This window comes from Cellulomonas sp. Root485, assembly GCF_001426705.1.
Lineage (GTDB): Bacteria > Actinomycetota > Actinomycetes > Actinomycetales > Cellulomonadaceae > Cellulomonas.
This window is the reverse complement of the sequence record NZ_LMFC01000004.1, coordinates 184,156-198,639: the sequence shown is the minus strand read 5'-3', so window position 1 is coordinate 198,639 and position 14,484 is coordinate 184,156. Positions and strand designations below refer to the sequence as shown.

The window sequence follows — 14,484 nt, the reverse complement described above, 5'->3', positions numbered from 1 at the left end:
CGAGATGGCATCGCAGGACGAGCGCGCGACAGGGATGGACCTCCAGAAGCTGATCCGGCTGATCACGCTGGGGCTGGCGGTCGCCGCCGTCGTCAAGGAGCTGCGCAAGCCGGCAGAGGAGCGGACCTGGAACGGCGCCCTCGGCTTCGTGCCCTACGACTTCCGCGTACCGACCCTCGCCCGCGTCAAGGAGCGCATGTGGGACCCGGAGGGCGCGCACCTGATCAGCCCGCGCGTGTTCGGCGTCGGCTGGACCCTGAACGTCGGCCGCCTGGTCGAGCTCGTCCGGCAGCGGGTCAGCGCCGCCGGCTGAACCAGCCGCCCTGTCGCAGGCCCACCGTGCACCGCGCAACGACGTCGATCATCGCGGACCTGCTGCGGTCCCCCCGGTCCTGACCGGCGCCCGGCCCACCGACGAGGCCACTGGCCGGTCGACGCTCCGGGTGCCGCGCGACTGCGCGTGGAGCAGGGCGGTGTCCACGATCTCCTGCAGCTGCCGACTCGGCGCGATGCCCATCTCCGCCGCCAGCTGACGGCGGTACGCGCCGAGCTGGCGCACGGCCTCGCTCACGTTCCCCTCGGCGACGTGCGCGCTGACGAGGGCTCGCTGCGACGACTCGCGCAGCGGCTCGGCCTCGACCGCGGCCAGCGCCGCGGAGATGGCCTCGGAGTACCGACCGACCCGGCACAGGGCGGCGCTGAGCTCCTCGAGCGCATGCATCCGCAGCTGGCGCTGCCGTTCCCGCTCGATGACCAGCCAGTCCTCGTCCCACGCCGGGAGCAGGTCGCTCTCGAACATCTCGATCATCCGCGCGTCGTCGACGGCGAGGTCCCCGCGCACCAGGCCTCGTGCGCAGTGCTGCGCCCGCGCCAGGTCGACGGTGACCCCGGCGTCGATCCCCACCCCCGAGCGCGTACAGCACATGACCTTGTCGCTGGCACCGTGGATCCGCCAGAGCGCGTTGCGCAGGTTGGCCTTGGCCCGCTCCTCGGCCAGGTCGCGCCACAGGGTTCCCGCGAGCACCGTGCGCGACTGGGGCGAACCGACGACGGCGAGCATCCCGAGCACGCGCTGGGCCTGGACCGGGACCGTGCTCGGCATGTCGCCGACCACGAGCTCGAACTGACCGATCACCCTGATCTGGATGCGCGACGAAGCGTCGGACATGGTGCCCCCAGGTCCTGTCCTCCGACCGGCGACGACGCCGGTCGGTGCGCCCCTCGCGACGGCGGTGAAGACGAGGCCGTGACGGGGCGGCGATGACGAGTGGCCAACATAGCGCGCATGGATGGGGCCGTAAACGGCGCTCGACCGACGCCGGCGTGGACCGTCATCGTGGTCCGCGGCTGGACCGAGCACGGCACCGTCCGGGTCCGGCTGCTGCGGTCGGGAAGCACGGGAGAGCCCACCGCCCGGGTCGTGGCCTCGGCGGAGGAGGCCGCGTCGACGGTCCGCGCGTGGCTTCTCGAGATCGCCGACGAGCCCGACGACAGACTCGGCCCGGACGAGATGACGGGAGCGAGGACGGACCGGTGACGGAACGCGCGACGCGGGCTCGACGGTGCCGCGACGGGGGGTTCGTAGCGTCGGTCCGGAGACCTGGAGGTGGACGTGGACGTCGTGGAGGCACCCGCAGCAGCCGGAGCACGCGGCCCGGCGCGACCCACCGCGCTGGTCAGCCCGTTCTCGCCCGCGGTGCTGTCCCTGCGCGGTCCCGTCGGCGAGGTCGAGACCGAGCTCGGCGTGCTGTCGCCGTTCGGGGAGGCCATGGCGGGCATCGACGAGGCCGACCTGGAGGCGGGTGCGTACGAGGTGCTCCGTGCCGAGCTCGAGGACGAGGACTTCCTCGAGTCGCTCGAGGCGCTCGGGGCCGAGGTCGCCGGCCGTCACCTGGCGTCGAGCAGCGCCTACGGCCAGCACAGCGAGGCGCTGGCGCTCGGCGAGTCGGAAGCGACCCAGTGGATGGAGTCGGTCGCGGCGCAGGCGGACCGGCTCCTGGGCTCGCTCGAGACGCAGTTCCAGGACCGTCCCGCCGGCGCGCTGACCGAGGCGGAGATCGATGCCGCCGTCGGCTTCCTGCCGTCGGACTCCGAGCTCGCCGCCGGGCCGCTCGCCGCGCAGGAGCTGTTCCTCGGCAAGCTGGTCAGCAAGGTCAAGAAGGTGGTGAAGGGCGTCGGCACGCTGGTGAAGAAGGGCGTGCGGGCCGTGGGCAAGCTCCTGCCGCTCGGCAAGCTGTTCGGCATCCTGAAGAAGCTCGTGCGGCCGCTGCTCCAGCGGGTGCTCAAGAAGGCGATCGGCACGCTCCCGGCGTCGCTGCGTCCCGCCGCGACCCGGCTCGCGGCGAAGTTCGGCGGCGCGGCCGCACGGCCCACCCCGGCCCCCGCCGCTGCCGACGCCCCCACCGACGGCGGGACACCGTCGCCGGACGCATCCCCGGCGGACGCGCCGTCGACCGACGCCCCCGAGGGTGAACGCCCGTGGAGCAGCGAGACGCTCGTCGACGAGTTCGACGCCGCGATCGCCGAGGCGGTCCTGGCGCCGAACGAGTCGGTCGCCGCGGAGCTGGTGTCCGAGTTCGAGGCCGAGAGCGCGGGGGTCGCCGCCGGCGGCGGACCGGTGGCCGCGCTCGACGCGGCTCGGGAGACTCTCGCGCGGCAGCTGGTCGCCGCCGACCCGCGCGAGACGCCACTGGCCGAGATGGAGCAGTTCGTGCCGGTCGTGATGGCGGCCATGAAGCTCATCAAGCTCGGGGTGAAGGTCATCGGACGGCCGCGGGTCGTGGCGTTCGTCGCCAAGCTCCTGGCCACCCTGGTCCAGCCGATGATCGGGGCACAGGCCGCCCAGCTGCTCTCTCGGCCCGTGGCGGACGTGGGGCTGCGGCTGCTGGGCCTCGAGGCGGAGGGCGCCGCGGACGGGTCGCTCGGTGCGGAGGCGCTCGTCGCGACGGTCGAGGACACGGTCCGCGAGGTGCTGTCCCAGCCCGCGGCGGCGTCGGCGAACGAGCTCCTGCTCGAGGCGCTGGTCCAGGAGGCGTTCACCGAGGCGGCGACCCGGCACCTGCCCGCCGAGGTCCTGCGGGCCGGGCTCGTCGAGGCCGAGGCCACGCCGGAGGGCGAGCGGGGCATCTGGGTGCCGCTCCCCCGCCAGACCCGACCGCACTACCGGTACCGGAAGCTCAGCGTCGTCGAGCCGGTCGTCGTGACGCGCGCGTCGGCCCGGTCGGTGACGTTCACCAACGGCGAGACCCTCGAGGACCGTCTGCTCGAGGCCGGCGCGCGCGCGTGGCCGGTCACCGCGGAGGTGCACCAGTACGAGCTGCTGCCCGGGGGAAGCCTGGGCCACCTGGCCGCGTTCGAGCTCGAGGGCGACCCGGAGTCGTACGCCGATGCCGCGCAGGAGTTCGAGCAGCTCGCGGCGTCGCGACCGCTCCCGGTGCGCCACCCCGCGCACCGGCCGGCCGGGGGTCCGCGGGTCTACCGGGTCCGCGTCCGGGGTCTGCGGATGCGCCGTCGTCGTCCCTTCTCGGCCCGGCTGGACCTCACGGCCACCAAGCCGGTGCTGCGCCTGCACCTGCACGTCAGCGAGCGCAACGCCCACCTGCTCGTCGGGCACCTCGAGAAGAGGGAGCACGTCCAGGTCGTCGCGCTGGTGCGCGGGCTGGTGGGGCCCGCGATGCGGCAGGCGCTGACCGTACGGCTGCGCCACATGCTGGCCAGGCACGCGGTCACGGTGCCCGAGGGTGGCGCCAAGCGACTGGCCGACGCGCTCGCCGACGCCGTCGGCAAGGGCGTGGCCGAGCAGCTGAGCACGTCCGCGGCGGCCCTGACGACCGCAGCGAAGGACCCCGCCCCCGGTGTGACCCTGACGTTCGCCTTCACCTTCGCGGGTCGGCCGGCGCTCGCGAGCGGGACGGCGCCCGAGCCGGTGCTGAGCATCCGAGCCGGTGAGCACCGTGGATGAGGGCGCTGCCCGGCGGCACACGAGCGCGGAGCTGACTCACTGGCGGCTGGCCGTGGAGTCGCTCGCGGACCTGGACGTCGTGGCCGCGCCCGAGGCGTGGGAGAGCCTGGAGCGGTACCTCCAGCACGGCATCCGCGACCGGCTCGCAGGGCTGGTCGGCTCGTTGCTGCAGGAGGTGCGCAGCCTTGAGGTGGCCGCCACCGGCGGCCAGGACGTCGAGACCACCCGCCGGGGCGTGCTGCGGCTGCGGCGGCGCTACCTGCAGGCGGAGACGATCCTCGACTTCTACGGGGACGCCATCGCCACCCGCACCAACCCTGCGACCCGGGAGCTGCTGCGGGGCTACGACACGCTCACGTCCGACTCGATGGCGGCGACGCTCACCCCGCTGGGGATCGACCCGCCGCCGACGCTGGTGTACCTCGACAAGGGCCTCGGCGCGTCCATCCTGCGCGCCGGGATCCAGCTGTGGGACCGGGCGCACCCGTCGCCCGCGGCGGCGATCAAGCTGACCCGGCACAACGTGTCGTTCCCGACGGCGCTCCTGCACGAGACGGGGCACCAGGTGGCGCACCTGACCGGGTGGAACGCGGAGCTCGCGGAGGCGCTGCGCACGACGCTGGCGCCGCGGTCGACCGGGCTCGCCGACGCGTGGGAGTCCTGGTCGGGCGAGATCGCCGCGGACACGCACGCGTTCTGCCAGGCCGGCTGGGCGCCTGTCGTCGCCCTGGCGAACGTGGTCGACGGGTCCACGGCAGACGTGTTCCGTGTGCGGCTCGGCGACCCCCACCCGCCGCCGTGGATCCGGGTCATGTTCAACGTCGCGCTGTGCCGCAGCTGGTTCGGCGCCGGTCCCTGGGACGACGTGGCGACGGTCTGGTCGCAGCGCCACCCGGCGGCCGCGATCGGCGGGGAGGTCGGGCAGCTCGCCCGCCTGAGCGTGGAGGCGATGACCGACATCGTCGACACCTGCACGCGCCGCCCCGCACGCGCCTTCCGCGGGGTGTCACTCTCCGCCGTTCTCGACCCGAAGCAGGTCGAACCGTCCCGGCTGCGGGCCTTCGAGTCCCAGGCGGGCGGGACGCTGCTCACCTCGTCGTACCTGCGCCGACGCCACCCGCTGCGGATCCTCGCGGTGCTGACGTCCCGCGTCGCCCTCGACCCGACCGCGGCCGACGGCCACCAGCGGGCGCTGCGCACCTGGGTCCGAGACCTCGGCGCCGAGGCCGCACCCCGTCCCTGCACCGCCGACCGCGCCGCCTGAGCGCCTGAGAGACCAAGGACCCTCCGATGTCCCCCACCCCGTCCAGCTCTGCCGCCCGACCCGACGACAAGCTGCTGGAGCAGCTGGTCGCCCTGACCGCAGCGGTCAAGGACCTGGCGGAACGACCCCCCGCGGCGTCCCCGCTCGTCGACACGTCGGAGGAGGACCGCATCCGGCAGCGGGTCGCATTCGGGTACCGGGCGCTCGGCACGCTGATGGGTCGGGTCAGCCGCGGGAGCGGGCGGGAGTTCGACGCCCGGACCGTCCGTGCGACCAGGTATCGGGACTTCGTCCTGCTGGAGGACGTCCCTCCGGCGGCTGCGTGGGTGGAGCTCCACGGCCGCGGGACGGTCGAGCTGGCCCGGATCCATCAGCTCGACGACGACGACGACGCGCGCGCGACGGTCGACGCCACGCTCGGTGGGCACCGCCCCCGCAGCTCCTCCGGGGTGGTCCGCCCCCGCGACTTCGAGCCCGACGAGACGATCGGGTCGATCGTCGTGCTGCGGAGCCGCCGCGGACCTGTCGTGGCGTTCGGACCCCGGCTCGAGCCGTCGGCGTACGTCACGCACACCACCCCGCCCGTGACCTCGTCGGCCGCGACCGACGCGACCACCGCCAGCTGAGGAGGACGCCATGTTCCTGAGCCTCGCCAAGCTCTACGCCGACCCCGCCGCCGGCGGGACGCGTGAGCAGGTCCTCCTCCTCCATCCGGAGCAGCTGAGCCGCTGGCTCGAGGAGGCGTGGTCGGGCGCGCGCCTCGTCCCGGAGCTGCCACTGGGGGCGGCCCCGTCGCAGGCGCCGTTCCTGGGCGACGACGCGATCATCGGCGCCCTCGACCTCCCCACACAGATCCCGCCCGCGTTCCTGGCGCCGTCGGGGATCGACCCACCGGACACCGAGTTCTGGTCGCCGGTGCTCGGTCCGCCGACGACGGGCATCGGGCTCGTCTGGCACCACCTCTCCTACGCGTACCTGATCGAGGCCACGGGCGTCGCGGAGATCTTCCTCGAGGTGGTCCGCCGGCTGGTCGTGGGCGAGACGCTCGGTCCGCTGTCTATCGACGGGACCCGGTGGCTGCGCGCGACGGAGGAGCTCTTCTACCGGGACCCGCCGCTGTTCTCCATCGGGGGCGTCGTGAGCGAGGCCCGGCCGGAGGCACGCATCTCGCGGCGCAACGCGTACTGGCGCATGTTCGGCATGGACCTGCCCCACCCGGCGGTGTCTCCGCGGATCTCCGGCGGTGAGCAGCCGTGGAAGACGGACGTCGGCGCGGGGGTGAACACCGACTTCCGGCAGAAGTGGGCCGAGCTGCTCCGGCAGGTGTGGATCGGGCTGGTGAACAGCGCGAACACGTCCGGGACCAACCCCACGGACCCTGCGTACCTCACGCTGCTCTGCCAGTCGCTGCGGGACATGTTCAACAACCGCCGCAAGGGTGGGCTCCTGGCGCGCGAGGAGTTCGCGTACGTCACGCTGCTCAGCTGGTTCCACCTCACCCTCCAGACGGACACGCCGATCGTGAGGGACCTCAAGGCGGATGCCACCAGCCCGGCGGAGCGCCTCACCAAGATCGCCCAGCGCGTCGGCATGACCCCCGCCGCCCGCTCGCGGGAGATGTTCGAGCTGGCGGAACCGATGTCCAGCCTGCTGCGCGCGATCGAGCTCGGATCGTTCGACGACCCGACGGCCGCGTCCGTCCTGTTCGACGACGCGACCGCCCTGGGCGCCGAGATGCGCAACGTCGTGAACCTGTGGCAGTCCGCCACGGGCGAGCGGATCAAGGACGTGCAGGTGGACACCGGGGCGGTGGCGGGTTCGCAGCCGCTGCGGATCCCTGCCCCGGCACCCGCAGGCTTCGCACCGGTGGGCTCGCCGACCCCCGCGCTGGCCACCAACGGCCACCGGCCCTGAGGAGGACGTGATGAGCACGGTGTGGGCCGAGCACGACCCGGAGACGGAGTCGCTCTCCCCGTTCTCCTCCTACTCGGGTCCGACGTCCGAGCACGACGAGCTCCCCCTGGCCCACGAGTCGGAGGAGCAGACGGCGGTCCGCCGGGCCATGGCGGCGGGCACGCGCGACGTCGAGACGCTGACCGAGGTGGCGCTGCGCAGCCACGCCGACGGGTTCGACGCGCCGACGTCCCAGGAGTGGGAGTCCGTCCAGGAGTCCGTCGTCGCGCCGATGCTCTCGGGCGAGGCGCCCTCCCGCCCGGGCGGTGCGCTCTGGGTCCCCGGTGCAGAGCGGGTGGCCAACCCGCGCTCGGGCGGCGGCCAGTACGTCGACTCCCCCTGGCGGTTCGTGTTCCACACGATCGAGGGCGAGCCGTCGGTGCACGGCTTCCGCGCGCTCGCCGCCCGTCACACCAACCCGCCTCACCTGTGGGCGATGCCGTCGGCGAACCTGCTGTTGCAGACCGTGCCCCTCAACCGGTCGGCGTACGCGCTGGCCCGACCGGGGGCCCTGCACACGAACCGGATGCACGCCGTCCAGGTGGAGCTCTGGGGCTTCGCGGCCTCGATGCACCGGGTCACCCCCGACGTCCTGCACTGGCTCGCCGACCGGCTCCTGGCTCCCGTGGCCAGGCTGGTCCCCCTCGACCTGTCCGTGGTCGCCCCGACCGGCAGCCGCCAGTGCTACGGCGCCGAGTCGAGCTGCCGCATGACGGCCCGCGAGTGGGCGGCGTTCCACGGCGTCTGCGGGCACCAGCACGTGCCCGGGAACCGGCACTGGGACCCGGGCGGGCTCGACACCAGTGCGATCGCGGCCCGCGCGCGGGCGACGATCACCGTCGGCGGGCCGACCCGCCGCGAGGACGAGGCGCAGTCCGCGCACGACGGCCCGGGTTTCGCCGCCGAGCAGGACGAGTCCGACGAGGCCACGCTGTTGACCGAGGACGAAGGGTGCGGGTGCGGCGGGCACGAGTCGGTGGAGGCCTGGACCGAGCAGTTCGCGCCGCCCGCTCCCCCGCTGTCGTCGCTCCCGCTGACGAAGGCGCCCCCGCCCGCTCCGCCGAGCCCGGCTCTGACCCAGCCCTTCACCGTCAGCCGGCCCTGCTGCATGCTCAGCTCCGGTTCCCTGCGCGGTGTGACGTCGTTCGGGAACTTCCGCGCCGGCCAGCCAGGCATCGTCTACACCGGCAGGGCCGGGTTCGTCGACCTCGGGCACCTCTGGCAGGTGGTCGAGGTGACCGCCTTCGCCTACCAGACGATCCACGCAGCCAACGGGGCGAGCGGCACCACCGTGCCCACCTCCGAGGGCTCCGCGAAGCTCACGAGCGCCGCGTCGCAGGGCGAGTGGATCGACCTCGCCCGGAGCATCGCGGACGACGACGCCCTCTCCCACGAGATCGACACCTACGCCGGGATGACCCCGGGGGCCCACAACTCGTCGTTCTCGCCCGAGGACCTCATCTCCAACTACCTCGGCACGGTGGTGGCCGCCCGCGCGCTCGCCGTGGGCGGACCGTTCGAGGCCGAGGCCGAGAAGCAGCTCAAGGCGCTGCTGGTGTCGCTGGACGGCCAGTCCGACGCCGAGACCCGCAAGGCGTTCGCGCTCATCTCCTCCCGCTGGGTCGACACCAGCCTGACCGGCGGCATCCTGCGCCCGGCCTATCTGCGCAGGCGCAACTTCGCGCGCGTCCCGTGGAAGACGGGGCACCCGAGCGACGCGGCGACGCCCGCGTTCGTCACCGCGCCGATCACCCTCACGGCCACGTACGACTTCACGCACCGCAACGGGTTCACCCGTGCACAGTTCCCGGCCAGGATCGCCGCGATCAGGACCCAGGCGAAGGCTGCCTATGGGGCGTCCTACGACCAGCCGTGACCTATCGGCGGCCCCGCATCGCGTCGAGCACCACCGTGAACACGTCGGTGTTGTCCTGCGCGCGAGCCAGCCGCTCGGCCCTCGGGCCCTCCGCCGTCAACGGCGTCGCCGCGCCGGTGTGCCCCCCGGTCGTCCAGTCGACGGTGAATTCCAGGTCGCTGTTCGCGATCGGGAACGGCCCGTCCTCGAGGCTCTGCAGGACGGCAGGGTCGGTGCTGTCGGGGTCGCCGGACTCGTCGGTGGCCGAGACGTTCTCGATCGCCATCCCGCCCGTCTCATGGTCACCGACGATGACCACCAGGGTGTCGGGGTGCTGCGCGACGTACTCCCGCACCAGCGCCACGGTCGCGTCGAGCGCCTGTCCGGCCTGGATCGTGCGACCGGCGTTGTTGGCGTGCGCGAACTCGTCGATGGCTTCCTCCTCGACCAGCAGGAAGAACCCCTGCCGGTCGCGCGAGAGGACGTCGAGCGCCTTCGCGGTCATCGTCGTGAGCGGGACGACGGGGGCGTACTCGTCGCCCTGGCCCTCGGGGAACTGCTCGAACATCTCCTCGTTGGCGAAGAGACCGAGGACCTTGTCGGACTGCGTGGCCGCGAGCTCGGCGGGGGTGCTCACGTAGTCGTAGCCCCGTCCCTCGGCCAGCTCGACGAGGTTCCCGATCGTGCTCTTGCTCACCTCGGGCCTCGGGTCGGCGGGGTCGTCCGGGTAGGCGCCCGGGTCGCCCACGGGGTACCACCAGTCCTCGCCGCCGCCGAGGATGACGTCGGGCTGGGTCACCTCGATGAACTGGCGGGCGATCTCGCTCTGGGCGCCGCGGTCGGGGACGTGGGAGCCGAACGCGGCGGGCGTCGCGTCGGTGACCTGGGCCGTCGTGACCAGCCCGGTCGCCTTGCGCAGGTCCTTCGCGTGCTCCAGGAGCGTCTTCACGGAGTTGCCGTCCACGTCGACCGAGACAGCGCCGTTGTACGAGCGCACCCCTGTGGCGAAGGCCGTGGCGCCGGCGGCCGAGTCGGTGACGGCCTCCTCCGGGTCCAGCGAGTCGGTGTGGGTCCAGCCGGCGTACCGCAGCGAGTCCATCTGCAGCTGGCCGTCCTTGCCGACGGTCGCCAGCCGCGTGGCGTCCCGCGCCGCGATGCTCAGTCCGTCGCCGACCATGAAGATCACGTTCTTGGCGACGGCCCTGCCGCCGCCGTGGCCGTTGTCCCGGCCGTCACCGCCACCGGCGATCCCGCTGGCGGTGAGTCCTGCTGCGAGCACGGCTGCGCTGCCGGCTCCTAACCATGCGTGTCGTGAGCTGAGCATCGTGTGCCGTCCCTCGGACCTCGTCGTCCCTCTCGGCGTCGGCCCTGTTCTGGACCGTGCCGTCCATGGTTCGACCGTTCGGGTGAACGCGCATCCCGGGGCAGGCCCTACGGACGGGGCGGGCGGCAGACGACGACCTGGAGGTCGTCCCCCTCGAGCGTGACCGGTCCGGCAGCGGCGGGCAGCAGCACCGTGTGCCCGCGTCGCAAGGGCGAGGCCCCGTCGAGCGCTCCCGCACCGTCGATCACCACGAGCACCGCGAGCCCGGCAGCCAGCACGCGTGGACCGGTCCACCGCTCCACGCGGAAGAACGCGGCAGCCTCCGGCAGCAGGTCGCCCGACGACGCCGCGGTCGCACCCCGCAGGTGCGCGATCTCGTCGGCGGACCACCCGCGCCGGTCGACGGCTGCGAGCGCAACGTCGAACCCGAGCCCCAGGTGCCCGTCGGTGGCGCCGTCGATCTGGAACCCGGACCACTCCAGCAGGATCGACAGGTCGGTCGGCTCCTGGAGCTCGACGACGAGGGCGCCCTCCCCGATCGCGTGCGGGAGCCCTGCGGGGACCAGCACCGCGTCACCGGCGGCGAGGTCGAGGACGTGCATCGCGCCGAGCATCGCGTCCGTGTCCTGCGTCCGCACCCAGCCGGCCAGCTCCTCGACGCCGACGTCCCGCGCGAACCCCAGGTGCACCCGCGCGGGCTCAAGCACCACCCAGGCCTCGGTCTTGCCGTGCGCGAGCCCGAGGTGCTCGGCGGCGAACGGGACGTCGGGGTGCGCGTGCACGGGGAGGCGCTGGCCCGCGTCGAGCAGCTTGACCAGCAGGGCCGGGTCCGAGCCGTACGCGGCGACGTGCTCCGAGCCCAGCCACGCGACCGGGTCGGCCGCGATCGCGTCGCGGAGCAGGCGGCCGTCGGGCAGCACCGTCAGGCCGACGGGCTCGTGCCCGAACACCGACGTGGCCGACCCGACCCAGTCCTCGGGCTCGTGGCTCGCCGCCGGACCGCTCCCGCGCAGGTCGGCGATCTGGCGACCGCCCGCGTAGAACCGGTCGGCGGGCTGGTTGGCAGGCAGGTACAGCGGCTTCATGCGAGTCCTTCGACGCAGATGCGGACGCCCGTGCGCCAGGTCGCGCCGGGCTCGAGCACGGGTGCGCCGGCGTGCGGCAGGTCCCGCTCCGGGCCGAACAGCGGGGCGTTGGTGGGCTCGACGCCGAGCACGTACGCGTTGCTCGCCGGCCAGCTCCAGGTGCACAGCCGGGGCAGGGTGGCGCCGGTCCAGGTCACGACGAGGTCGGGGAACTGCTCGTCGCCGACGAGGGTGGCCCGGGCACCGCGCACGCCGAGGTGCTCGGCGACGACGGGGGCCAGGCCCGGCGCGGGCTCGGGGGTGACCAGCGGGTGGCGGTCCGCCGGGAGCGGCTCCCGGGCGACCCACTCGTCCGCATCGACGTCCAGGCGTACGCCCGGTCGCAGGAAGGGCGCGCCGAGGTTGACGTGGTAGAGCAGCGGCACGCCGACGCTCCGGTCGCCGACGTTACGGACCACGTCACTGACCTCGACGGCCGGCGTTCCCGTGGACGCCACCACCGACCGCTCGACGAGGATCCGGGGACCGCCCAGCGAGGTGTGCGCGACCGTGCCCGTCACGCGCACCTGCCAGGTGTCGGCCACCCGCTCGCGCGACCAGTGCACGTCGGTCGCGGGCGTCAGGTGGTGGGTGCCGTGCTGGCCGGACGAGCCGCGCGGCTCACCGATGTTGTCCGGGCCGCACGTGGCCAGGAGCCCGCCGAGGAACCGCGACTCCCAGTCGCGCCCGGGTCCGGGGTCGACGGGGTTCGGGGACCGCCACGCCACGGGCGTCGACCCCCACCACGTCGCCCCCAGGTCCAGCCCGCGCCCGGGCAGGACGTCGAACGCGAGCCCGCCGGCCAGACGCACGGAGATGACCCCGCCGCGGTCCTCGACGCTCGCGAGCGCGTCGGGCTGCGAGACCCGGCCGTCGTCGGTCAGCTGGCCCCAGGTCGTCATCGCCGGTCCAGCGCCGCGAGGAAGCCGCCGACGAACGAGTCGCCCAGGCCGATCGTCGTCGGCGTCGCGACGCCGGTCAGGTCGAGCGCCGGCACGACGCACGCGTCGGTGCCGAGCAGGTCGGCGACGTCGGACACGAGCCGTTGAGCGGTCGTGCCGGGCGTCAGCGATGCCGTCGCCGCGTAGTCCTCGGCCGTGAAGCCGTCGCCCATCCAGTAGCGGGTGCTCGCCATCGTGATCCCTCCGACCAGCGCCGCCCGGAGCGAGGTCGCCCGCTGTCCGATCGCCAGCGCCCAGTACTTGGTGTGCACCACCAGCGTCGGTGCCGGGACCACCTCGTGGAGCTCGCGCACGGCCTTCGCGACGGTCGGCGCGTCGAGCAGGTCGACCGCGCGCCCGAGGTACGCCTGCATCTCGTCCTCGTTGAGGCTGTAGACGTCCGCCGACCACACCATCTCGTCCCGCACCCGCCTGCTCAGCTCCGGCACGTGGTACCCCGCGTCCTCGAACATGACGAGCGCGTCCGGCGGGAGCGCGCGCATCGCGTCGCGCACCTGCGCCAGGCGGGACTCGAGCGTGGCCGGGTCCTGGATGACGTTGAACGACGAGAGCAGGAAGACGTCCGCGGTGCGCAGCGCGTCGGACAGGTCCGCCGCGATCCGGAGCTCGCGGTGCGGTGGGTCGTTCGCGTAGATCACGCGGTTCGGATGCGCGGAGACGAGCTCGACGTCGCCCACCCGGACCCGCGTCCCGGCCGGGTACTGCACGATCAGGTGCGGGTCGAGGGTGTCCTCGACCGCGCTCGACACGTAGTCGACGGAGGCCGGCAGCAGCCGGCGGACGTTGTCGTCGATCGAGACCAGGTGCATCGTGCTCGGGAGGCCGAGCACGTCCATCGCGATCGCCGCCCGCACGCACGTCCCGCCGAGGGTGACCTCCTTGGCGAACCGAGCGGCGAACTCCTCGACGATGTCGGAGGAGGCGACGAACCGCTCTCCCCCGACACCGTCGCGGACGAACGCGAGCAGGCTCCGGACCAGGTCGCGCACGGAGTCGACCGGGGTGGTCAGGTCGAGATCCTCGGGTCCGATCCCGTGCTCGGCTGCGAGCTGCTCGAGCACGCCTGCGTCCCAGCGGATCTCGTAGTCGACCGTCCCACCCATGCCCAGCACGAACCTCGTGCTCATCGGTCGGCTGCCCTCTCTCGCGTCTGGACGTGCTCAGTACAGGTCGGCCTTGCCGGCGGCGTCGAACAGGTGGATCTTCTGCGCGGCGACCTCCTGCATGGCCTCGATGCACGGCGGCTGGATGCTGTTGGGCTCCCGCAGCGAGGCGTCCGCCAGCACCTCGCGCATCTTGTCGTGGTACGCGACCTTGATGTCGCTCGAGATGTTGATCTTGTTCACTCCGAGCTTGACCGCCTGGCCGATCTCGTCGTCCGGGTTGCCCGAGCCGCCGTGCAGCACCAGCGGGATGGGCAGGAGCGCCTTGATCTGCTGCAGCAGGTCGAGCTTCAGCTGCGGGGTCACGTGCTTCGGGTACAGGCCGTGCGCGGTGCCGATCGCGATGGCCAGGCTGTCCACGCCGGTGCGCTGGACGTACTCGACGGCCTCGGCCGGGTCGGTGAACGCGATCTGGTCGACGAGGACCCCGTCCTCGGCCTGCTCGTCGAGCTTCCCGATGGTGCCCAGCTCGCCCTCGACCGACAGACCGACCGCGTGCGCGGTGTCGACGACCTTCGTGGTGATCGCGACGTTGTCCTCGAACGGCTGCATGGACGCGTCGATCATGGCCGACGTGAACCCGAGCTGGATGGCCAGGAGCACCTGCTCGTAGGTGCCGCCGTGGTCCCAGTGGATCGCGACCGGCACCGAGGAGCGGTGGGCGCGCTGGATGAGCGCCGCCAGGGCGTCACCACCGATGTGCGACACCTCGTCGGGGTGGATCGCGACGATCAGCGGGGCGTTCAGCTTCTCGGAGATCTCGAAGATCCCCTTGCCCATCGCGTAGTCGCTGATGTTGAAGGCGGGGATGGCGAAGTAGTTCTCGTTCGCCACCGCGAGCAGGTCTCGGCCGTTCATCAACATGATGTGTATCAACT

Annotated in this window: 13 protein-coding genes; 7 read left to right on the top strand and 6 right to left on the bottom strand. The window is 73.1% G+C overall.

Going from position 1 to position 14,484, the window contains the following annotated elements:
• Positions 1-4: 4 nt before the first annotated feature.
• Positions 5-313 carry a DUF5808 domain-containing protein gene (locus ASD16_RS18365; RefSeq protein ID WP_055921103.1) on the top strand — a complete coding sequence of 103 codons (309 nt, stop codon included), beginning with the start codon at positions 5-7 and terminating at the stop codon, positions 311-313.
• Positions 314-361: 48 nt separating this feature from the next.
• On the opposite strand, the gene ASD16_RS18360 is transcribed toward ASD16_RS18365, so the two are convergent.
• On the bottom strand, positions 362-1,168 hold the full coding sequence (locus tag ASD16_RS18360) for a BTAD domain-containing putative transcriptional regulator (protein WP_055921100.1): 807 nt from the start codon (positions 1,166-1,168) through the stop codon (positions 362-364).
• A gap of 117 nt (positions 1,169-1,285) precedes the next feature.
• On the opposite strand from ASD16_RS18360, the gene ASD16_RS18355 reads away from it, so the two are divergent.
• The 6 genes from ASD16_RS18355 to ASD16_RS18330 all read left to right on the top strand — a co-directional run bounded on the left by ASD16_RS18355 (position 1,286) and on the right by ASD16_RS18330 (position 9,054).
• Positions 1,286-1,537: a hypothetical protein gene (locus tag ASD16_RS18355; RefSeq protein ID WP_157454021.1), complete on the top strand. Its 252-nt coding sequence runs from the start codon at positions 1,286-1,288 to the stop codon at positions 1,535-1,537.
• Between the two features lie 75 nt (positions 1,538-1,612).
• Positions 1,613-3,961: a hypothetical protein gene (locus ASD16_RS18350; RefSeq protein WP_157454020.1), complete on the top strand. Its 2,349-nt coding sequence runs from the start codon at positions 1,613-1,615 to the stop codon at positions 3,959-3,961.
• Positions 3,945-5,225: a hypothetical protein gene (locus ASD16_RS18345; RefSeq protein WP_200943003.1), complete on the top strand. Its 1,281-nt coding sequence runs from the start codon at positions 3,945-3,947 to the stop codon at positions 5,223-5,225. The genes ASD16_RS18350 and ASD16_RS18345 overlap by 17 nt, the downstream gene beginning before the upstream one ends.
• Positions 5,226-5,251: 26 nt before the next feature.
• A complete protein-coding gene (locus tag ASD16_RS18340) occupies positions 5,252-5,851 on the top strand; it encodes a hypothetical protein (RefSeq protein ID WP_055921090.1) in 600 nt (199 codons plus the stop codon).
• Positions 5,852-5,861: 10 nt separating this feature from the next.
• Positions 5,862-7,139: a hypothetical protein gene (locus ASD16_RS18335; RefSeq protein WP_055921087.1), complete on the top strand. Its 1,278-nt coding sequence runs from the start codon at positions 5,862-5,864 to the stop codon at positions 7,137-7,139.
• 10 nt (positions 7,140-7,149) lie between these two features.
• A complete protein-coding gene (locus ASD16_RS18330) occupies positions 7,150-9,054 on the top strand; it encodes a DUF4056 domain-containing protein (RefSeq protein ID WP_055921083.1) in 1,905 nt (634 codons plus the stop codon).
• Position 9,055: 1 nt separating this feature from the next.
• Here the strand turns inward: ASD16_RS18330 and ASD16_RS18325 are convergent, their stop codons facing one another.
• The 5 genes from ASD16_RS18325 to ASD16_RS18305 form a co-directional block, all read right to left on the bottom strand.
• Positions 9,056-10,312 carry an alkaline phosphatase gene (locus tag ASD16_RS18325; protein WP_235523418.1) on the bottom strand — a complete coding sequence of 419 codons (1,257 nt, stop codon included), beginning with the start codon at positions 10,310-10,312 and terminating at the stop codon, positions 9,056-9,058.
• 152 nt (positions 10,313-10,464) lie between these two features.
• On the bottom strand, positions 10,465-11,442 hold the full coding sequence (locus ASD16_RS18320; protein WP_055921075.1) for a class I mannose-6-phosphate isomerase: 978 nt from the start codon (positions 11,440-11,442) through the stop codon (positions 10,465-10,467).
• A complete protein-coding gene (locus ASD16_RS18315; RefSeq protein WP_055921072.1) occupies positions 11,439-12,383 on the bottom strand; it encodes a DUF4432 family protein in 945 nt (314 codons plus the stop codon). Before ASD16_RS18315 ends, ASD16_RS18320 begins: the two co-directional genes overlap by 4 nt.
• Positions 12,380-13,570: an ADP-dependent glucokinase/phosphofructokinase gene (locus tag ASD16_RS18310; protein WP_055921069.1), complete on the bottom strand. Its 1,191-nt coding sequence runs from the start codon at positions 13,568-13,570 to the stop codon at positions 12,380-12,382. Before ASD16_RS18310 ends, ASD16_RS18315 begins: the two co-directional genes overlap by 4 nt.
• Positions 13,571-13,603: 33 nt before the next feature.
• Entirely contained in the window at positions 13,604-14,464 is an 861-nt protein-coding gene (locus ASD16_RS18305) for a ketose-bisphosphate aldolase (protein WP_235523414.1), read from the bottom strand.
• Positions 14,465-14,484: the final 20 nt, after the last annotated feature.

Coding starts and splice junctions, on each gene's coding strand:
- ASD16_RS18365 (WP_055921103.1), top strand. CDS start 5: ATGGCATCGCAGGACGAGCGCGCGACAGGGATGGACCTCCAGAAGCTG.
- ASD16_RS18360 (WP_055921100.1), bottom strand. CDS start 1,168: ATGTCCGACGCTTCGTCGCGCATCCAGATCAGGGTGATCGGTCAGTTC.
- ASD16_RS18355 (WP_157454021.1), top strand. CDS start 1,286: ATGGATGGGGCCGTAAACGGCGCTCGACCGACGCCGGCGTGGACCGTC.
- ASD16_RS18340 (WP_055921090.1), top strand. CDS start 5,252: ATGTCCCCCACCCCGTCCAGCTCTGCCGCCCGACCCGACGACAAGCTG.
- ASD16_RS18335 (WP_055921087.1), top strand. CDS start 5,862: ATGTTCCTGAGCCTCGCCAAGCTCTACGCCGACCCCGCCGCCGGCGGG.
- ASD16_RS18330 (WP_055921083.1), top strand. CDS start 7,150: ATGAGCACGGTGTGGGCCGAGCACGACCCGGAGACGGAGTCGCTCTCC.
- ASD16_RS18320 (WP_055921075.1), bottom strand. CDS start 11,442: ATGAAGCCGCTGTACCTGCCTGCCAACCAGCCCGCCGACCGGTTCTAC.
- ASD16_RS18315 (WP_055921072.1), bottom strand. CDS start 12,383: ATGACGACCTGGGGCCAGCTGACCGACGACGGCCGGGTCTCGCAGCCC.
- ASD16_RS18310 (WP_055921069.1), bottom strand. CDS start 13,570: ATGAGCACGAGGTTCGTGCTGGGCATGGGTGGGACGGTCGACTACGAG.
- ASD16_RS18305 (WP_235523414.1), bottom strand. CDS start 14,464: ATGAACGGCCGAGACCTGCTCGCGGTGGCGAACGAGAACTACTTCGCC.